The organism is Herbidospora sakaeratensis, assembly GCF_001570525.1.
GTDB classification, from domain to species: Bacteria; Actinomycetota; Actinomycetes; order Streptosporangiales; family Streptosporangiaceae; genus Herbidospora; species Herbidospora sakaeratensis.
Genome location: NZ_BBXC01000008.1, coordinates 700,768 through 720,736, shown reverse-complemented (window position 1 = coordinate 720,736; position 19,969 = coordinate 700,768). Strand labels below are relative to the sequence as shown.

17 protein-coding genes are annotated in these 19,969 nt (G+C 72.1%); 13 read left to right on the top strand and 4 right to left on the bottom strand.

Going from position 1 to position 19,969, the window contains the following annotated elements:
* Positions 1–10 precede the first annotated feature (10 nt).
* A complete protein-coding gene (locus AW271_RS09070) occupies positions 11–1,021 on the top strand; it encodes an alpha/beta hydrolase (RefSeq protein ID WP_245653000.1) in 1,011 nt (336 codons plus the stop codon).
* 177 nt (positions 1,022–1,198) lie between these two features.
* Here the strand turns inward: AW271_RS09070 and AW271_RS09065 are convergent, their stop codons facing one another.
* Positions 1,199–1,777, bottom strand: a complete 579-nt coding sequence (locus AW271_RS09065) for a hypothetical protein (RefSeq protein WP_062334827.1) — start codon at positions 1,775–1,777, stop codon at positions 1,199–1,201.
* Positions 1,778–2,640: 863 nt separating this feature from the next.
* Here AW271_RS09065 and AW271_RS09055 point away from each other — a divergent pair.
* The 12 genes from AW271_RS09055 (at position 2,641) to AW271_RS09000 (ending at position 17,809) form a co-directional block, all read left to right on the top strand.
* A complete protein-coding gene (locus AW271_RS09055) occupies positions 2,641–3,078 on the top strand; it encodes a hypothetical protein (RefSeq protein ID WP_062334823.1) in 438 nt (145 codons plus the stop codon).
* A 221-nt stretch (positions 3,079–3,299) separates the two neighbouring features.
* Positions 3,300–5,480 (top strand): AAA family ATPase, encoded by a 2,181-nt coding sequence (locus AW271_RS09050; protein ID WP_439648964.1) that lies wholly within the window; start codon positions 3,300–3,302, stop codon positions 5,478–5,480.
* 59 nt (positions 5,481–5,539) lie between these two features.
* Positions 5,540–7,285 carry an ABC transporter substrate-binding protein gene (locus AW271_RS09045; RefSeq protein ID WP_062334818.1) on the top strand — a complete coding sequence of 582 codons (1,746 nt, stop codon included), beginning with the start codon at positions 5,540–5,542 and terminating at the stop codon, positions 7,283–7,285.
* The gene (locus AW271_RS09040; protein WP_062334816.1) at positions 7,282–8,211 is read left to right on the top strand and encodes an ABC transporter ATP-binding protein; all 930 of its coding nucleotides are present in this window, start codon (positions 7,282–7,284) and stop codon (positions 8,209–8,211) included. Before AW271_RS09045 ends, AW271_RS09040 begins: the two co-directional genes overlap by 4 nt.
* Positions 8,208–9,170, top strand: a complete 963-nt coding sequence (locus tag AW271_RS09035) for an ABC transporter ATP-binding protein (RefSeq protein WP_062334813.1) — start codon at positions 8,208–8,210, stop codon at positions 9,168–9,170. Before AW271_RS09040 ends, AW271_RS09035 begins: the two co-directional genes overlap by 4 nt.
* A gap of 396 nt (positions 9,171–9,566) precedes the next feature.
* Positions 9,567–10,487 carry an ABC transporter permease gene (locus AW271_RS09030; RefSeq protein ID WP_062334810.1) on the top strand — a complete coding sequence of 307 codons (921 nt, stop codon included), beginning with the start codon at positions 9,567–9,569 and terminating at the stop codon, positions 10,485–10,487.
* Positions 10,488–10,490: 3 nt separating this feature from the next.
* Positions 10,491–11,444, top strand: coding sequence for an ABC transporter permease (locus AW271_RS09025; protein ID WP_062334808.1), 954 nt, complete (start codon positions 10,491–10,493; stop codon positions 11,442–11,444).
* Positions 11,445–11,494: 50 nt separating this feature from the next.
* Entirely contained in the window at positions 11,495–12,436 is a 942-nt protein-coding gene (locus AW271_RS09020) for an ABC transporter permease (protein ID WP_245652999.1), read from the top strand.
* Between the two features lie 116 nt (positions 12,437–12,552).
* Positions 12,553–13,362, top strand: coding sequence for an ABC transporter permease (locus AW271_RS09015; RefSeq protein WP_157553987.1), 810 nt, complete (start codon positions 12,553–12,555; stop codon positions 13,360–13,362).
* Positions 13,353–15,038, top strand: a complete 1,686-nt coding sequence (locus AW271_RS09010; RefSeq protein ID WP_062334802.1) for a dipeptide ABC transporter ATP-binding protein — start codon at positions 13,353–13,355, stop codon at positions 15,036–15,038. The genes AW271_RS09015 and AW271_RS09010 overlap by 10 nt, the downstream gene beginning before the upstream one ends.
* Positions 15,035–16,708 carry an ABC transporter family substrate-binding protein gene (locus tag AW271_RS09005; RefSeq protein ID WP_083976320.1) on the top strand — a complete coding sequence of 558 codons (1,674 nt, stop codon included), beginning with the start codon at positions 15,035–15,037 and terminating at the stop codon, positions 16,706–16,708. Before AW271_RS09010 ends, AW271_RS09005 begins: the two co-directional genes overlap by 4 nt.
* A 21-nt stretch (positions 16,709–16,729) precedes the next feature.
* A complete protein-coding gene (locus AW271_RS09000) occupies positions 16,730–17,809 on the top strand; it encodes a DNA glycosylase AlkZ-like family protein (protein WP_062334798.1) in 1,080 nt (359 codons plus the stop codon).
* Here the strand turns inward: AW271_RS09000 and AW271_RS08995 are convergent.
* Genes AW271_RS08995 through AW271_RS08985 form a run of 3 tightly spaced genes read right to left on the bottom strand, consistent with a single transcriptional unit; the run spans position 17,802 to position 19,962 of the window.
* Positions 17,802–18,641, bottom strand: coding sequence for a 5-oxoprolinase subunit C family protein (locus AW271_RS08995; RefSeq protein ID WP_062334796.1), 840 nt, complete (start codon positions 18,639–18,641; stop codon positions 17,802–17,804). The genes AW271_RS09000 and AW271_RS08995 overlap by 8 nt on opposite strands.
* Positions 18,638–19,225: a 5-oxoprolinase subunit B family protein gene (locus AW271_RS08990; RefSeq protein ID WP_062334794.1), complete on the bottom strand. Its 588-nt coding sequence runs from the start codon at positions 19,223–19,225 to the stop codon at positions 18,638–18,640. Before AW271_RS08990 ends, AW271_RS08995 begins: the two co-directional genes overlap by 4 nt.
* Positions 19,222–19,962: a LamB/YcsF family protein gene (locus tag AW271_RS08985; protein WP_062334791.1), complete on the bottom strand. Its 741-nt coding sequence runs from the start codon at positions 19,960–19,962 to the stop codon at positions 19,222–19,224. Before AW271_RS08985 ends, AW271_RS08990 begins: the two co-directional genes overlap by 4 nt.
* Positions 19,963–19,969: the final 7 nt, after the last annotated feature.

The following is a 19,969-nucleotide window of genomic DNA, read 5'->3' as shown; positions in this document are numbered from 1 at the left end:
GAATGCGGAAATGTCCGGACGCCTCGATCGAGTCACCGTGGTCAGCGGGGTCCTGCGCGACAACCCTCTCGGCGACCCGTACGAACGCCCCCTGTGGGTGTACCTCCCGCCGGGCTACGACGACGGCGCGATCGCGTACCCGACGATCTACGTCCTCCAGGGCTATTCGGGCCAGGTCGTCATGTGGGGCAACCGCCAGCCGTGGCGGCCGACCGTGCCCGAGATGCTCGACCGGCTCTTCGCCGGCGGCGAGGCCCCGCCCGCGATCGTCGTCTACGTCGACGCCTGGACCCGCCTCGGCGGCAGCCAGTTCGTCGACTCCCACGGCCACGGGGCCTACCACTCCTACCTCTGCGACGAGGTCGTCCCCTTCGTCGACGAGCACTACCGCACCCTCGCCGCGCCCGCACACCGCGCGATCACCGGCAAGTCGAGCGGCGGCTACGGCGCGATGATCACCCCGATGCTGCGCCCCGACCTGTTCGGCGCCCTGGCCACCCACGCGGGCGACGCCCTGTTCGAGGTGCTCTACCCGCGCGAATTCGTACCCGCCGCCCGCATCCTGCGCGACGAGTACGACGGCTCCTGGGAGAGGTTCCTCGACCGCTTCCACGCCACCGGCGGACGCTGCCCCGGCAGCCACCTCATCCTCTTCTACGGCAACGCCGCCTCCTACTCCGCCAACCCGGGCGGTTCGGTTGACATCCCCTTCGACCACCTCGGGAGATTGGTTCCCGAAGTGTGGTTGAGGTGGCTGGAATATGACCCGGTCGTGATGGCCGCCAAGCACGCCGAGGAGCTCCGCGGCCTGCACAGCATCTGGATCGACGCCGGACGAAACGACGAATACTTCATCGATATGGGCGCCACCGCCTTCCACGAGGAGGTGAAGAAGGCCGGCGTGCCCGCCGGGAACGTGTTCTTCGAGCTCTTCGAGGGCACCCACGCCAACCTTGAAGACCGCTACGTGATGGCGGTCAAGTGGCTGTCGCCGCGCTTGACTCCGGGCAGACCTCTCTAGAGAGATAGAGGTGTATTGCGGGCCCTAGCCACGCCCCGCCCGGCACCAGATCATTCGGGGGTGGGGAGCGATGCCGAGGATCACCCTTCCCGTGCCCGGCGGGAACCCGCGTCCGAGGTGCCGCCCCCGAGCGACCGCGCCGATCCACGGGCCTGGTGTGGGGTCGCGGCGGCACGATTACGCCGCGACCGGCCCGAAGAGGCGCTGGAGGCCGCTCGTCAGGCGGTGGATCGTGATCCGCACGGCGAGTGGGGGCATCGCCTGGCGAGCCTCGCTCTGGAACGTCTCGGCCGCGACTCCGAGGCGGTCGCGTCGGCCCAGGAGGCCGTCCGGCTCGCGCCGGGCTCCTGGGCCGCGCGACTCCGGCTGGCCGGGGCGCTGCGGCGGCTCCCGTCCGGCTGGAACGACGCCCGGGAGGAGGCCCGCCGCGCCGTCCGCTACGCCCCCGACGAGCCCGGCCCCCACGCCCTGTCCGGCGACCTCGCCCTGATCAGGGGCGACCACGACACCGCCGCCGCGAACTACCGCGCGGCGCTGCGCCGCGACCCCGGCCAGCCGGGGGCCCGCGTCAACCTGGGCCTCACCCTCCTGCGCTGGGACCGGCACCGCGACCACCACGATCCCGCCTGGGACGCCGACCCCCGCGACACCGGCCGCGCCCGCCGCGCCCTGGAGACCTGGTCGCGCCGGATCCGGCTGCTCCTGGCCATCGCCCTGACGGCGGTCTCCGTCGCCGGGCTCGGCTTCGACCTCCACCAGGAGGCCAGAATCGCCGGATGGGCCGTCCTCGCGGCGGTCCCGGTGATCACCTGGCGGCAGGCCGCCAAGGTCGCGGTGTGGCCGTTGGTCCCGGCCATGCTCGGGCGCGACCTGTGGCTGAGTGTCTCGGTGACCGTCGCGGTGATGACGGTGGCCGCCTACGTGATCGGCGTGGCCGGGATGCCCGCCCTGGAGATCACCCTGACCGGCTCCTTCCTCGCCCCGGTGGCCGGGGGAGAGTGGGCCGGCGCGCTCGGCTTCGTGTTGTTCAACGCCCCCGCCCTGCTGATCCTGCGACTCCTGGTCGAAACCTGGCGCGGCCACCCGCTGAAAGCCCTGACCCAGTTCGCGAAGGTCCCCGGCGACCCGATCGCCCGCCGCGACGCCGACGTGACCCTCTGGCTGATCGTCGGCCGCGCCTGGTGGATCACCCTTGCCGCCGCCCTCCCCTGGCCATCCCTCACCGCGATGGCGCCTTTCGAGGAACCCGGCATACTCGCCGCCCCCGCCATATCCGGTGCGGTCGCCGCACCGACTGAGCTGGCGCTGTCGGTTGCGCTGGCCGCACCGGCTGTGTTGTCGGTGTCGGGGGTGTTCGCCGCGCCGGTCGTCTCTTCCGTGGTGGCGGTGGTCGGTGTCGTCGCGGTGCCGGTGCTGGCGGGCTTGGCGGTCTGGCTCGTGGTGGCCCTGCGGAGGGCGGGGGCCGTGCGGGTGTTGCGGGGGGATCGCTGGCTGGTCGTCGCGCTGGTGTTGCTCGGGGTCGCCGTGCTGGCTTCGCTCGGGGCGGCCGTGCTCGGGGTGGCCGGCGGGGGCGCGCCCGAGTCGGTGCGGCGGGTCGGGGGTGGGGGGCGCTCGGCGGGGTGGCTCTCGCGTTCCTCGTCAGGGGGGCGTCGGCCTGGTGGCGGGGCGCGCCGGGGCCGACCCGGGCCTCGCTCGTGCCGCGCGACCACCCGCCCGCCGACCTCGGGCCCTCCTCGGGCCTCACCGACGAGGTGCGCCACGCCGCCACCTTCTCCCGGAGCGTGGTGCTCTCCTATGCCGGGCCGGGCGGGCCGCGTTCGGTCGCGGTCAGCGCGGTCACGTCGGTCAGCCCGTCGGGGGAGATGCGGGTCATCGCCGGAGACGACGCGTGGGAGGCGGTCGAGCGCGATCCCCGGGTGGCGGTCTTCGTCGGCGACCCCCGGTTCTGGGCCGAGGTGCGCGGCGTGGCCATCGCCGACAACGACGTTCTGCGGATCACCCCGCGTGAGGTTCTGGTCCGGGAATATCCCGGCCGCCACCAGGCTCGCACGCGCTAGGTCCACCCATTCGTCTTTCCCGTGCGGTATAACCGGGGGCGGACCGGGGAGGCAGGATGCGGGAGGACGGCCGAGCCCGCCCCACGGGGCGAGTGGCTGCGAGAAACGCTTTCGAGCAGGCGCGACAGCGCTATTTCGCTCTTCCTCCGGTCGCCCGAAGAGCCGTTTTCATCGTGTTACTGGTCGCTTCGGTGGCACTGGCCGCCGGACTCGGCTGGGATATGCTCTATACCTTTTTCGCCACGTTGACGATCCTGGCGTTCACGGTGCTGGCCCTGCATTTCCCCAGAGCAGCGGCGACGATGATCGTGGTCGCGGTGTGGACGCCGGTCTCGACGTTCACGCTTCAGATGGCCAACAGCCAGGCCGTGGGAACCCTCCTGCTCATTCCGATGTGGCTGCTGGGCTTCATCGTGGCGGCCATCGCCCATCTCATCCGCTGGGTGCCCCCGTGGCTGACCACCGCGCTGGCGCTGACCGCCGCGGCGGTCGCCGGCATGCTGCTGCGCCTGGTCAGCGACCCGGCCGCGCTCTACGGCGCCTACGGCGCCGCCTCCGTCGTGCTCGTCTGGCGGTTCGTGCTGGCCCGTCAGGCCAAGGCCCGCCAGGCGCCGCCCGAGGTGCCCGCCCAGCAGCGGGTCCGCGCCGGGGCTCCGCCCCACCCTTATGCCCACGCCGACCACCAGAGCCGCCCGCCGCAGATCACGGTCGAGCAGGCCCTCGCGCAGCTCGAAGGCATGATCGGCCTCGAACCCGTCAAGGAGCAGGTGCGCTCGATAGCGGCCTCCATCGAGGCGGCCCGGCTGCGCCGCGAGGCCGGGCTCACCTCCGACGCGCCGATGCGCCACTTCGTCTTCGTCGGCCCGCCCGGCACCGGCAAGACCAGCGTCGCCCGCAGCCTGGCCTCGATCTTCTACGCCTTCGGCCTGCTCGAGACCCCCTACGTCGTCGAGGCGCAGCGGGCCGACCTGGTCGGCGAGTTCCTCGGCGCGACCGCCATCAAGACCAACGAGCTCATCGACCGCGCCCTCGGCGGGGTGCTGTTCATCGACGAGGCCTACGCGCTCATCAACTCCGGCGACGGGCAGACCGACCGGTTCGGCCACGAGGCCGTGCAGACGCTGCTGAAGCGGGCCGAAGACGACCGCGAGCGGCTCATCATCATCCTGGCCGGATACGAGAAGGAGACGAACGCCTTCCTGGCCTCCAACCCGGGCCTGTCGAGCCGGTTCTCCACCCGCGTCAGGTTCCCCAGCTACCAGCCCTCCGAGCTGCTCGAGATCACCGAGGCGCTCCAGGTCAAGCGCGGCGACCGCCTCGACCCGGCCGCGCGGCCGGTGCTGCTGGGCCTGTTCGACGACGTCCACCGGCGCGGCCTGGTCGACGAACTGGGCAACGCCCGGTTCGCGCGCAGCGTCGTCGAGGCCGCCGCGCAGGCCCGCGACGTGCGGGTGATCAGCGTCGGGGGAGCGCCCCGGGGCGAAGACCTGGTGACGACGACGGCCTCCGACGTCTCCAAGGCGTTCGGCGAGATCACCGCCCGGTTCCGCGGCTACCAGGCGACCCCGACCCTCGAAGACGCGCTGGCCGACCTCGACCGCATGGCCGGGCTCGAACCGGTGAAACGGCAGGTCAGGGCGATCACCGCGCAGCTGCGGGTGGCCCGCATGCGCGAGGAGCAGGGGCTCCCGGTCCAGTCGCAGACCCGCCACTTCGTGTTCGTCGGGCCGCCCGGCACCGGCAAGACCAGCGTGGCGCGCATCATCGGGCGCATCTTCTCCGCGCTCGGGCTGCTGGCCCGGCCCGACGTGGTCGAGGCGTCGCGGCCCGACCTGGTGGGGCAACACCTGGGCGCGACCGCGATCAAGACCAACGAGCTGGTCGACCGCGCCCTCGGCGGGGTGTTGTTCATCGACGAGGCGTATGGGCTGGTCAACTCCGGCTACTCGGGGGGTGACGCGTTCGGGGCGGAAGCCGTACAGACCCTTCTGAAGAGGGCCGAAGACGACCGCGACCGGCTCGTCATCATCCTGGCGGGCTACGAGCGGGAGATGGACGCCCTGCTGAACACCAACCCCGGGCTGGGCAGCCGGTTCAACAGCCGGGTCGTGTTCCCGAGCTACTCGCCGGCGGAGCTCGCCGAGATCGCCGAGATGACCGCCGCCGACGCCGGCGACCGGTTCGACGCCGCCGCCACGCGCGACCTCAACGACGTGTTCGGCTACGTCTGCCAGGAGCGCCTCATCGACGGCCTGGGCAACGGGCGGTTCGCCCGGTCCCTCTACGAGCGGGCGGCCATGCGGCGCGACGTCCGGCTGGCCGCGCAGGGCAGCGCGACCTCGGCCGAGCTGACCACCATCACCGGCGACGACGTGCGGTCGGCGGTCGACGAGCTGTCCTGACCGACACCTGGCACGGGTTTTGCGGCCCCATCGGTGGCGTGATCACATGATGGGGTCCCATGAGGAAACGTGCCGGCCTGCTGGTCCCGGCCCTCGCCATGGTCCTCGCGGCCTGTGGGGGCGGTCAGACCACCGCGACGGGGAGCGGGCCGCAGAAGGGCGGCATGCTCCGGGTCGTCGGCTCCGGCGACGTCGACCACCTCGACCCCTCGTCGTCCTACACGGTGGTCGCCTACAACCTCGGCCGCACCTGGACCCGCCAGCTGGTGACCTATCCGGCCGGGAGCGACATCTCGGTCGCCGGGAAGGTCGTGCCCGACGTCGCCGCCGCGCTGCCGAAGGTGAGCGACGACGGGAAGACGTACACCTTCACGCTCCGGCCCGACGTCATGTGGAACACCAGCCCGCCGCGCCCGGTCGTGGCCGCCGACTTCGAGCGGGGGCTGAAACGGCTGGCCAACCCGGTGCAGCCGTCGGGCGGCATCTCCTATTTCACCCAGACCATCGCGGGTTTCCAGGAATTCTTCACCGCGTTCCAGAAACAGCCGAAGACGGCCGCCGGAATGGCGAAGTTCATGAACGCGACGCGCATCTCCGGCGTTCAGGCGGTGGACGCGACCACGCTGAAGATCCAGCTCACCGCGCCCGCCAGCGACTTCCTCAACATCATGGCCCTCGGTTTCGCCTCGGCGGCCCCGGTCGAATACGAGAAATACGTGCCCGACGGGCCGGACTTCCGGCAGAACACCGTTTCCGCCGGGCCCTACCAGATCACCACCTATTTCGCGGGCCGGCAGATCATGCTGGAGCACAACCCGGTGTGGAAGCAGTCGAGTGATCCGGTACGCCACCGCTGGGTCGACCGCATCCTGGTCACCCTGGGCCAGGACAGCCCCGACGTCGTCCAGCAGCAGCTGGAGGCGGGCGTCGCCGACCTGTCGTGGGACCAGCCGGTGCCCACCTCGGCCATTCCGCGCCTGACCGGCAACCCGGCCTACAAGGTCTACGAGGGCTCGACGCTGAACCCGTTCCTGGCCTTCAACATGCAGAGCCCCAACAACAACCGCGCCCTGGCGAACGTGAAGGTCCGGCAGGCGATCAACTACGTCGTCAACAAGGCGGCCATCGCCCAGATCTACGGCGGCTCGAAGATCAACACCGTGCTCGACGGGGCGATCCCGCCGGGTTCCATCGGGTACGACAGCACGGTCCGCCCCTACGCCACCCCGGGCGGCCGGGGCGACGTGAACCGGTGCAAGGCGCTGCTGGCCGAGGCCGGGGCCGTCAACCTGAACCTGCAGTTCCCCTACCGCACCAACGGCAACCACCCGAAGGTCGCCCAGTCGATCGCCGGCGACCTGACCAAGTGCGGCATCACCACGCAGCTCATCCCGACCGCCCCCGACGACTTCTACGGCCGCTACCTGTCCAGCGTCCAGAAGAGCCGCGAGGGCAAGTGGGACATCGGCGCGCCCGGCTGGATCCCAGACTGGTACGGCAACAACGCCCGCTCGATCGTGGTGCCGCTGTTCGACGGCCGCAACTACACCGAGGGCTCGACGAACTACGGCGCCTACAACGACCCGGCCGTCAACGACCTCATCACCCGGGCGCTGACCGCCCCCGACGCCCGCCAGGCCGAGGGACTGTGGAAGCAGACCAACGCCCGCATCATGGCCGACGCGCCGATCGTGCCGCTGACCTCGCAGAACGTGCCGATCTTCCACTCCGACCGGGTGCGCAACGCCCTCTACACGCCGCTCACCCAGCAGTTCGACTACACGCAGCTCTGGCTGGCCTCATGAGCCTCCTGGAGGTCGCGGACCTGCGCGTGACGTTCTCGACGCCCGACGGCGACCTGCGGGCGGTGCGCGGCGTGTCGTTCGCGGTCGAGGCCGGGCAGACGCTCGGTGTCGTCGGCGAGTCGGGCTCGGGCAAGAGCGTCAGCGTCCAGGCGCTGCTGGGCCTGATCCCCGGCGCGCGGGTCGAGGGCTCGGCCCTGTTCGACGGCGAGCAGTTGATCGGCATGCCGGCCGAGCGGCTGCGCCGGATCAGGGGCGCCCGGATCGGCATGGTCTTCCAGGACCCGCTGTCGAGCCTGCACCCGATGTACTCGGTCGGCAGGCAGATCGCCGAGGCGGTCCTCGTCCACCGCCGGGTCAGCAAGGACCAGGCGTGGACGGTGGCCCGCGAGCGGCTCGAACAGGTCGGCATCCCCGGCGCGCGGGCCCGCGACTACCCGCACCAGTTCTCCGGCGGCATGCGCCAGCGGGTGATGATCGCCATGGCGATGGCGCTCGACCCCGAACTGATCATCGCCGACGAGCCGACCACGGCCCTCGACGCGACCGTCCGCGCCCAGATCCTCGAACTCCTCGGACGGCTCGGCTGCGCCCTGATCGTCATCACCCACGACCTGGGCGTCATCGCCGACATGGCCGACGAGGTGATGGTCATGTACGCCGGCAAGCCGGTGGAGAAGGCCGGCCGCCGCGCGCTGTTCCACGACCCGCGCCACCCGTACACGAGGGGCCTGCTCAACTCGTTGCCGCAGGGCAAGGAGCGCCTGAAGCCCATCGAGGGCCGCCCCCCGAGCCTGCTCAGCCCGCCGACGGGCTGCTCCTTCCACCCCCGCTGTCCCGTGCGGATCCCGCGCTGCCCGATCGAGGAGCCGCCGATGCTGGGGCCCGACGACCACCCCGACGCCTGCTGGCTGGAGGAGGGCCGGTGAGCCTCCTCGACGTCTCCGACGTGCGCAAGTACTTCCCGATCAAGTCGGGCATCTTCTTCCGGCGCGAGGTCGGCCGCGTGCACGCCGTCGACGGCGTGAGCCTGTCGGTCGAGGCGGGGGAGACGCTCGGCGTGGTGGGGGAGTCGGGCTGCGGCAAGTCGACCCTGGCCCGCTGCATGACCGGCCTGTACGACGTGACCTCCGGGACCATCACCTTCGACGGCGACATGCGGCGCGACGTGCAGATGGTCTTCCAGGACCCGTACGGGTCGCTGAACCCCCGCCGCCGCATCGGTTCGATCATCGCCGACCCGCTGGTCATCCACCGCGAGGGCACTCCCGCGTCCAGGCGCGAACGCGTGCGTGAGCTGATGGCGCTCGTGGGCCTCAACCCCGAGCACTACAACCGGTTCCCCGCCGAGTTCTCCGGCGGCCAGCGGCAACGGGTGGGCATCGCGCGGGCGCTGGCCCTCAACCCCCGCCTGGTCGTCTGCGACGAGCCCGTCTCGGCCCTGGACGTCTCCATCCAGGCCCAGGTCGTCAACCTGCTCAAGGACCTGCAGACCGAACTCGGCCTGACCTACGTCTTCATCGCCCACGACCTCTCGGTCGTCCGCTACGTGAGCGACCGCGTGGCCGTCATGTACCTGGGCAAGATCGTCGAGATCGCCCCGGGCGAGGAACTCTACGAACGCCCCCGCCACCCGTACACCGCGGCGTTGTTGTCGGCCGCCTCGGTCGCCGACCCGGACAGGCAGCGGGAGCGGGTGGTGCTGCGCGGCGACGTGCCGTCACCGATCTCACCGCCGACGGGCTGCCGCTTCCACCCGCGCTGCCCGAAGGCGCAGGAACGCTGCGTGGTCGAGGAGCCGCTCCTCCTGGGAGACGGCCACAAGTGGGCCTGCCACTTCCCACTGGAACCGGGCGAACGCCTCCAGAGCCGGGAGCCGGGCCAGTGAACGGTTGTCCACAACGCGTGGTCGCCTGGGCCGATTCCGTCGGTCGCGCAGGCGACGCTGGGCCCGCCCCGGGTGGGTGGGCGGTCCACGGTCGCGAACGTCTGCAGAACCGAGGGGCGGGTCGATGAGCCGCACCTGTCGTCCGCCTTACGCGCACCACGTCTGTCCACGGTGCGGGCAACGCGAGACTCGCCCGGACGGCCCGTCGCGGGCGTCCGTAGGCGGTTTTCCACAGCGGGCGGTCGCCCGGACCGATTCCGTCGGCCACGTCGGCGACGCTGGGTCGGCCCCGGGTGGGTGGGGGGTCTCCCGTCGCACCAGCGGCGCAGGTCGCGGAATTTCGGCAGCTGAGGTCGGGTGGCCGGTGGCTCGGCCGGGGTTCGAGGGGAGGGCCGGGTGAGTCTCACCGATGCCGCGTTCGAGGCGGAGCCCGTCCAGGTCGAGGTCGTCCACGGCAAGGGGCCCTGGCGGCTGGCCTGGGAGCGGTTGCGGCGCGACAAGGCCGCGGTCGCGTCGATGGTCGTGATCGTGCTGGTCGCGTTGCTGGCGTTGTTCGCGCCGCTGTTCGCGCTGATCACCGGGCACGATCCGCTGACGCAGTATCCCTCGACCGCGTTGACGCCCGAAGGACTGCCCGTCGGGCCGGGCGCCGACTTCTGGCTCGGGGCCGACAGTCTCGGGCGGGATCTGTTCGTCCGGCTCGCCTACGGGGCGCGGATCTCGTTGCTCGTGGGCCTGAGCGCCACGATCCTCGCCACGGTGTTCGGGGTCGTCGTCGGGCTGCTCGCCGGGTTCTACGGCGGGTGGGTCGACGGGGTGCTCGCGCGGGTGCTCGACGTCGTGCTGAGTTTCCCGTATCTGCTGGTGGCGATCGTGCTGGTCGCGGCCGTGGGGGCGTCGGTGCCGCTGACGATCTTCGTCATCGCGTTCTTCTCGTTCGCCGCCATGGCCCGGGTGGTCAGAGGGCAGACGATCGGGTTCCGCGAGCGGGAGTTCACCGAGGCCGTCAGGTCGCTCGGCGCGTCGCCGTTGCGGATCATGGTGATCGACGTGCTGCCGAACCTGGTCGCGCCGGTCACCGTGCTCGCCTCGTTGCTCATCCCGACCTCGATCGTGTTCGAGGCCACGCTCAGCTTCCTGGGGCTCGGGGTCGACCCCCGCACCCCGAGCTGGGGAGCCATCCTGGCCGACTCGACCGACTTCTACCGCGTCGCCCCGGGGCTGCTGATCTTCCCGGCCGTGCTGCTGCTGCTCACCACGCTCGCGTTCAACCTCCTCGGAGACGGCATCCGCGACGCGCTCGACCCCAGGAGGTGACCTGTGTGGCGCTTTCTCATCCGGCGGATCGTCTTCGGGATCGTGGTGTTGTGGCTGGTGGCCACCACGGTGTTCCTGCTGTTCTTCGCCGGTCCGGCCGACAACGTGGCGCGGCGGCTGGCCGGGCCGCGCGCGCCCATCGAGGTCGTCGAGCAGATCAAGGACACCCTCGGGCTCGACCGGCCGCTCTACGAGCAGTACTTCGGCTTCCTCGGCAACCTGCTGCGCGGTGACCTCGGCACCTCGTTCATCAGCCAGACGCCGGTCTCCACGCTGATCCTGCAGAGCCTTCCCGGCACGTTGTGGCTGGTCTTCGGCGCGGCCGTGTTGTGGATGATCATGGGGGTGGGCGGGGGAGTGGTCTCGGCGACCAAACCGCGCAGCCTGCGCGACCGCACGCTGACCGTGCTGGTGCTGGCCGGGATCTCGTTGCCGACGTTCGTGCTCGGCATCCTGATGATCTATCTCGCCCTGTCGGTGTTCCCCGGGTCGGGGCTGCAGCCCGGCCCCTACATCTCCCCGTTCATCGACGTGGGGGCGTTCCTGTCGACCATGGTCATGCCGTGGATCTGCCTGGCCGTGGTCCAGGCGGCGGTCTACGTACGGCTGACCCGGGGCTCGATGCTCGACACGATGGGCGAGGACTTCATCCGTACCGCGAGAGCCAAGGGCGTGCCCGAGCGGTCGGTCACCTACCGGCACGGCCTGCGGGCCGCCCTGACGCCGGTGATCACCCAGTTCGGCGTTGATGTCGGGACCCTCCTCGGCGGCGTGGTCGTCACCGAATCGGTCTTCGGCCTGCAGGGAATCGGGCAGCTCATGATCCGGTCGGTGCGCGACGGCGACCTGCCCGTCATCATCGGCGCGGCCATCATGGCCGCCGCGTTCATCGTGATCGCCAACATTCTCGTCGACGTGGCGTATTCGTTCCTCGATCCACGCGTTCGGCTCGCCTGATTTGATCACGCTCTGCCACTACTCTGTGACGCGAGGTGGTGGAGGGAATCATGGTGCGACTGGTGAACTACACGGCGTTGATCGTCGTCGCCTCCAGCCTGGCGTGGCTGCTGGCCGCCGTGACCCTCGATCCGCGGGCCAACTACGCCGGCCGCACCCCCGCGCCGCCGGTCGCCGTGGTCGACGCCGCCCTGTCCGAGGTCAACCTCAACGACCACGACCCGCTGCTCGACCGCTACCTCACCTGGATCTCCGGCGTGGCGCGCGGCGACTTCGGCCGCACCTGGGACGGCCTCAGCGTCGGAGCCGACCTGGCCGACCGCGCCGGGGTGACGCTCCGGCTGGTCACGGCCGGGCTGGCGGTCGGCGCGCTGCTCGGCCTGACGGTGGGCACGCTCGCCGCCGTCCACCACCGCCGCTGGTTCGACCGGGTGTCGGGCGCGGTGGTGTTCCTGCTGCTGGCGGTGCCGGCGGTGGTGCTGGCCAACGTGCTGATCCTGGGCGCGATCCGGTTCAACGACGCGACCGGCGCCCGGTTCCTGATGGTCAGCGGCGAGGGCGCCGGCGGCGCGCTCGACCGGCTCCGGCATCTGGTCCTGCCCGCGCTCACCCTCGCCCTGCCGCTCGCGGCGGTCTTCAGCCGCTACCAGCGCAACGCGATGCTCGACGTGCTCGACGCCGACTACGTCCGCACCGCCCGCGCCAAGGGCCTGCCCCGGCGCACGGTCATCGTCCGGCACGCCCTGCGGACCGCGCTGATCCCCACGACCACCTACCTGACCTTCACCTTCGGCGCGCTGCTGGTCGGCTCGACGGTGACCGAGACGGTCTTCGGCCGCCCCGGCCTCGGGCAGCGCCTCATCACCGCGATCCAGACCAGCGACGTCAACACCGTCGCCGGGATCACCGCCGTGGCCGCCGTTGCGCTGCTGCTGTCGGCCGTCGCGGCCGACGTGCTCCAGCGGGTGCTCAACCCCGGGAGGGCCCGATGAGCGCGAGTCTCTGGGGCAGATTCACAACGCGAGCCACGACCGGCCTTCGGCCGTCCGCGTCTCGCTTCCCCGGCATTTCGACATCGGTCGGCACGCCGCCCGCGGCCCGGCCGCGCATGTTCTCGGCCACCGGCATCGCCGGGCTCGCGCTGCTCAGCTTCCTCGCCGCGCTCGCCGTCCTCGGCCCGATCCTGGTGCCCTGGACGGCCGCCGACCGCGACTTCGAGGCGTTCCTCCAGCCGCCTACGGCGAACCACCCGTTCGGTACGACCGCCTCCGGCGGCGACCTGCTCGTCCTGACCCTGCTGGGGTTGCGCAAGTCGCTGCTCATCGGGTTCGTGGTGGCCGTCGCGGCGACGACCGTGGCGGCGCTCGTGGGGGCGTTCGCCGGCTACTTCCTCGGCTGGGTCGACCGCACCCTGATGTGGGTCACCGACCTGCTGCTCGTCATCCCGGCGTTCCTCGTCGTGGCCGTCGTCTCGTCGGGGCACGACGACTGGATCGCGTTGGTCGTGCTGCTGACGGCGTTCATGTGGATGGTGACGGCCAAGGCGGTGCGCGGCGCGACGATCGTGATGCGCGACCGCGACTACGTGAAGGCGGCCCGGTTCATGGGCGTGCCGTCCCATCGCATCGTGCTGCGCCACGTCGTGCCGAACCTCGCGTCGTTGCTGGTCGCCGACGCCACCGTGAACGTCGGCGCGGCGATCCTGGCCGAGACGTCGTTGTCCTACTTCGGCTTCGGGGTGACGCCGCCCGACGTGTCGCTCGGCTCGCTGATCGCCGACGGCGCGCCGACCGCCCTCTACGCCCCCTGGACCTTCTGGTGGGCGGCCGGGCTGCTCATCGCCCTGATCGTCGCGGTCAACCTGGTCGGCGACGACCTGCGCGACCGGTTCGACCCGGCCCTGCGAGCGTGCGCGTGATCGACATCACCGACCTGTCCATATCCTTCGGGGCCACGCCCGCCGTGCGCGACCTGAGCTTCTCCGTCGCCCGGGGCGAGGTCCTCGGGCTCATCGGCGAGTCGGGCTCCGGGAAGTCGGCCACCGCGCTGGCCGTCATGGGGCTGCTGCCGCGCACCGCGTCCACGACCGGGTCGATCCGGCTGAACGGCGAGGAGCTCACCACGGCAGGGGAGAAGCGGCTGACCGCGCTGCGCGGGCGGGCCATGGCCATCGTGTTCCAGGATCCGCTCCAGGCGTTCACCCCCGTCCACCGCGTGGGGGCGCAGATCGCCGAGGCGATCAGGGCCCACCGGCGGGTGCCCCGGAAGGCCGCCGCGCGGCGGGCGGTCGAGCTGCTCGACCTGGTCGGCATCCGCGACCCCCACCAGCGGGCCCGGTCCTATCCCCACGAGTTCTCCGGCGGCATGCGGCAGCGCGCGCTCATCGCGATGGCCATCGCCAACGACCCCGACCTGCTCATCGCCGACGAGCCGACGACCGCCCTCGACGTGACCGTGCAGGCCCACGTCCTCGACGTGCTGAAGACCGCGCAGCGCGAGACCGGCGCGGCGCTGCTGCTCATCACCCACGACCTGTCGGTGGTCGCCAGGGCCGCCGACCGCGTGCACGTGCTGCGGGGCGGCCTGACCGTCGAGACCGGGACCGTCGAGGAGGTGCTGCGGGCGCCGAGAGAGGCGTACACGAAGACGTTGATCGCGGCGATGGAGGCCGACGACCGGCCCGCGGCCGCGCGGCCGGTGCGGACCGTCCTCGACGTTCGCGACCTGGTCCGTCACCACCCCGGGGTGAAGGCGGTCGACGGGGTCAGCTTCGACCTGCGCTCGGGCGAGACCCTCGGGCTCGTCGGCGAGTCGGGGTCGGGCAAGACCACCCTCCTCATGGAGATCATGGCGCTGGCCCGGCCGCAGCAGGGCAGCGTCACCGTGCTCGGCCGCGACACCGCCCGCCTGTCGCGGCGCGACCGCCGGCGGGTCCGGCGCGACCTGCAGATCGTCTTCCAGGATCCGTCGGCCTCGCTCGACCCGCGCATGACCGTCGGCGCGATCGTCGCCGAGCCGCTCATCACCCACGGCCGCTCACCGGGGCGGGTGCCCGAGCTGCTGGCGCAGGTGGGCCTGCCCGTCGCCTACGCCGCGCGCCACCCCGTCCACCTCTCGGGCGGCCAGCGCCAGCGGGTGGCCATCGCCCGCGCCATCGCGCTCGACCCCGCCGTGCTGGTGCTCGACGAACCCGTCTCGGCCCTCGACCCGACCATCCGCGCCGAGATCATCGCCCTGCTGGAGAGCCTGCGCGCCGAACGCGGCCTGTCGTACCTGTTCGTCGCCCACGACCTGCCGCTGATCAGGCGCATCGCCGACCGCGTCGCCGTCATGTACCGGGGCCGGATCGCCGAGATCGGCCCGGCCCGCCAGATCTTCACCGCCCCCGGCCATCCCTACACCAAGGCGCTGCTGCGCGCCGCCGCCCTGCGCGACGACGACCCGCCGATCGCCACCGGCTGCCGTTTCCGTCCCCGCTGTCCCCTGTACGCCGAGCTCCCCGCCGCCCCGAGATCCCGCTGCGTCACCGAGGAACCCGAGATCAGCGGCGACTCGGGAGCCGCCTGCCACCACCATCCAGGAGAAGCACCGTGAAACGCGCATGCGCCCTGCTACTGGCCCTGACGACCGCCGCCTGCGCGGCCCAGCCGGGAGCGCCCGGCGAGCAGGCCGCCCCGGTCACCGCGGCCGACCTCAACCTGACCGCGCGCGAGAAGATCAAGACCGGCGGCACGCTCCGCTGGGGCCTGACCGAATATCCGGCCCAGTGGAACCAGAACCACATCGACGGCAACCACACCAACGTCAAGACCGTCATGGACGCCCTCATGCCCCGCCCCTTCCGCGCCGACGAACACGGGGTGCCCGCGCTCGACCCCGACTACGTGGCCGCGGCCGACGTGACGGCGACCTCGCCGAAGCAGGTGGTGACGTACACCCTCAACCCCAAGGCCCGCTGGTCGAACGGCCAGCCGATCACCTGGGCCGACTACGACGCCCAGTGGCGGGCGCTGCGCGGCAAGGACCCGGCCTTCCACGTCGCCAACGTGACCGGCTACCAGGACATCGCCTCGGTGGCGAAGGGAAAGAACGACTTCCAGGTCGTGGTCACCTTCGCGCGGCCGTTCGGCGACTGGCGCTCGTTGTTCGCGCCGCTCTACCCGAAGAGCGCGACCGCCTCGCCGCAGAACTTCAACGCGGGCTGGGTCGGCAAGATCCCGGTCACGGCGGGCCCGTTCCGGTTCGGCGCGTTCGACACCCGGGCCAAGACGATCACCCTGAACCGTGACGGGAAGTGGTGGGGCGAGTCCGCCAAGCTCGACGCGATCGTGTTCCGGGGCCTCGAATCCGACGCCCGCGTCGCCGCCTTCGCCAACGGCGAGCTCGACGTGTTCGACATCGGCCCGTCGGCGGCCGACCTGTCCCGCGCCAAGTCGGCCGAGGGCGCGGTGGTGCGTCAGGCGGCCGGTCCCGACTTCCGCCACTTCACCTTCAACGGCGAGAGCCCGATCCTGTCGGACATCCGGGTCCGCCAGGCCGTCGCGCTCGGCATCGACCGCGCGGTCCTCGCCAAGAGCGACCTGAAGGGCCTCAACTGGCCGGTCACGCTGCTCGACAACCACTTCCTGATGAACAGCCAGCAGGGCTACCGCCCCAACGCCGGCGAACTGGCCGGCCCCGACGCCGCCCGCGCCGGCGCGCTGCTCGACGCGGCCGGCTGGCGGCTGAGCGGCGCGGTCCGCCAGAAGGCCGGAAAGCAGCTCGACCTGCGCTTCGTCATCCCCTCGGGCCTCCAGCTGGCCCGCTCGGAGGGCGAGATCACCCAGGCCATGCTGGCCAAGCTCGGCATCAAGCTGACCATCGAGACCGTGCCGAGCAACGACTTCTTCACCAAGTACGTCATCCCCGGCAACTACGACATCGCGCCCTTCTCCTACGTCGGCACCCCGTTCCCGGTCTCGGCCTCCTACGGCACCTACGCCGACGGCGTGCGCTCCCAGGGCGACGACATCTCGTGGAACGCCAACCTGGGCCGCAGCGGCAACGCCGAGATCGACACGAAGCTGCGGGCGGCCATGGCCGAACTCGACCCCGCCAAGGCGCTGAAGCTGGTCAACGAGGCCGACCGGCTGGTGTGGCGCCAGGTCAACGTGCTGCCCCTCTACCAGCGGCCGCAGACCGTGGCCGTCGACGCCGACCTCGCAAACGTGGGGGCGCGCGGGTTCCGCGACCTCGACTACGCCGACATCGGATTCGTGTCGTAGCCGTCCGATAGCGTGCGGGCCATGGACCTGACGTGGCCCCAAGTGCTGGCCTGGCGGCTCGGCCGTCAGTTCGTGACCACTCCCGGCCCGGGCGCGGTGGCCGTGGCCGAGCGGCTCTGCGGGGTGCAGGCCCAGGTCGCGTCCTCGGCCGAGCTGGCGGTCTCCCTCCGGCTCGGCCGCCCGGCCGGGCCGGAGATCGAAAAGGCCCTCCTCACCGACCAGACCCTCATCAAGACGTGGTCGATCCGGGGCACGCTGCACCTGCTGCCGACCGCGTCGTGGCCGGTCTACCGGGCGGTGCTGGGCACCCTCCGCTACTGGGACAAACCCTCCTGGCACCGGGGCAGCGGCGTGTCGGCCGCCGAGCTCGAGGCCATCATCGGCGCGGTGCCCGAGGCGCTCGCCGCCGGGCCGCTGACCAGGGAAGAGCTGGTCGACGCGGTGATCGCGGCAACCGGCGACGAGCACCTGCGCGAGAAGATGGCCTCCGGCTGGGGCCAGCTGTTCAAACCGCTGAGCTTCCTCGGCGAGCTCTGCCACGGGGCGCCGCGCGGCGGCAAGGTGACCTTCACGGCGCCGCCCCGGGTGGGGGAGATGTCCGCCGAAGAGGGCGGCGTCGAGCTGCTGCGGGCCTTCCTGGGCGCCCACGGCCCGGCGAGCATGGCCGCCTTGGACGGGTGGTTGTTCCGGGGCCTGACCCGCCGCGCTGTCCTGCGCCGATGGTTCGCCGACCTGGCCCCCGAAACGATCACCGTCGAGGGCGAGAAGCTGTTCGTGCTCCCCGAACACGTCGACGACCTCAGGGCCACCCGGCCCTCGGAAGACACCTTCCTGCTGCCCGGCTTCGACCAGTACGTGATGGGCGCCCCCCGCGACCTCGAACCCCTGCTCCCGGCGTCGGCCAAGGCGGCGGTCAGCCGGACGGCCGGCTGGATCTCCCCGGTCGTGGTCCACCGGGGCCGTGTGGTCGGCACCTGGGAGGCCCGCGACGGCGTGCTGACCGCGACGATGCTGGAGCAGGCGCCCGGCGTGGAACAGGCGGCCGAGAAGGTCGTCGACGTCCTGGGCAGACCCCTGAAAGTGGTGGTGACCCCTATCTGACCGGCCGGAATCGAAGCTGGTCGCCGGGCCGGAGCTGGGCCACCTTCGGCAGGTCGGCCGCGGCGACCACGCCGATGACCGGGTAGCCGCCGGTCGGCGGATGGTCGGCGAGGAAGACGATGGGCTGCCCGTCGGGCGGCACCTGGATCGCGCCCGCGACCATGCCCTCACTCGGCAGTTCCCCGGTCCGCGCCCGCCGGAGCGCCGTCCCGGTCAGCCGCGCGCCGACCCGGTTGCTGTCCTGACTCACCCGGTACGCCCCCGCGCACAACGTGGCGAACCCGTCGTCGGTGAACCAGTCGTCGCGGGGCCCGCGCACCACTCCGACGGTCGGATCGGCCGAGATCGGGCGCTGCGGCGCGACGTCGGCGTGCAGCCCGAACATCGGCTCCCCCAGCGCCAGGACCGTTCCCGCCGTCAGCGGCGCCGGTCCGAGCCCCGACAGCGAGTCGGTCGACATGCTGCCCAGCACCGGCGGCACGCAGATCCCGCCCCGGACGGCGACATAGGTCCGCAGCCCCTCGTAGGGCACGCCGATCTCCAGCACCCCTCCCGCGGGCACCCAGAACGGCGCCCACATCCCGCCCCGCGACGCCCGCACCGGCGCTCCGGCCAGCGCCACCCACGCGCCCCGGCCGAACCCGAGCACCGCGCCGCCGAAGGTGAGCTCGATCGCGGCGGCGTCCTCGGCGTTCCCCACCAGCCGGTTGGCCAGCCGCAGACTCGGCAGGTCGGCCGCCCCGGAGCGGGGGACGCCGAGATGGGCGAAGCCCCGCCGCCCGAAGTCCTGGATCGTGGCGTAGGGCCCGGCGGCGACCACCTCCACGGTCACGTGGCGACCATCCTGACCCGGGTGCCCGGCTTGAGCAGGGCGGGCGAGTCGCTGGTCACGTCCCAGACCGGGAGCGTCGTGTGGCCGAGCAGCCGCCAGCCGCCGGGTGAGGCGGCGGGATACACCGCCGAGTAGGCTCCGGCGACGGCCACCGCCCCCGCCGGCACGGCGGTCCGGGGCCGGTCGAGCCGGGAGACGTGCAGCGAGGGATCGAGCCCGACCAGATAGGCGAACCCGGGCGCGAAGCCCAGCCAGCCCGCCACGAACTCCGAGCCCGTGTGGCGGGCGATCACCTCCTCGACGGAGATCCCCGCCAGGAAGGCCACGTCGGCGAGGTCGGCGCCGTCGTACACGACCGGGATCTCGACCGTCTCGCCGCCGAGGTCGTGCACGGGGGTGTGGTCGAGCTGCTCGATCAGCGGGATCAGCTGGTCGGCGCGGCCGCCCACCACCAGCACGGTCTCGGGCCCCGGGACGACCTCCTCCACGTCGGCGAGCAGCCGCAGGCGGGCGTCGAGGCGGTGGGAGGCGGCCAGCGAGCCCGTCTCGACGAGCAGGGCGTGCTCGCCCACCCGCCGGATCACGCGAACGCCTCGACGGCCACGCCCGCGCCGGCGAGCGCGTCGCGGACGGCGCGGGCGAGGCGGACCGCGCCGGGGGTGTCGCCGTGCACGCAGATCGACCGCGCCTCCACCCGCACCTGCGAGCCGTCGACCGCGGTCACGACGCCGTCGACGGCCATCCGGACCGCCCGCGCCGCCACCTCGCCGGGATCGTGCAGCACCGAACCGGGTTCGCGCCGGGACACCAGGGTGCCCTCGGGGGTGTAGGCCCGGTCGGCGAAGCACTCGGCCACGGTCGGCGCGCCCATCCCGTGGACCACCGACCCCGGCAGCGTCAGCACCGGCAGCGGGCCGTAGTCGGTCACCGCGTCGACCACGGCGCGGGCCTGCGCGGGATCGCGGACCACCCGGTTGTAGAGCGCTCCATGCGGCTTGACGTAGGAGACCCGCCCGCCGACGGCCCGCGCGATGCCGTCGACCGCCGCCAGCTGGTAGAGGACCTCGGCTCGCAGCTCCTCGGCCGGGACGTCCATCTCCCGCCGCCCGAACCCGGCCAGGTCGCGGTAGGAGACCTGGGCGCCGATCGCCACGTTCCGGGCGACCGCCGCCTCGCACACCCGGCGGATCGTCAGGGGATCGCCCGCGTGGAAGCCGCAGGCCACGTTGGCGCTGGTGACGATCTCCAGGAGAGCGTCGTCGTCGCCCAGTTTCCAGGCCCCGAACCCCTCGCCGAGGTCGGCGTTCAGGTCGATCGTCATGATCCCC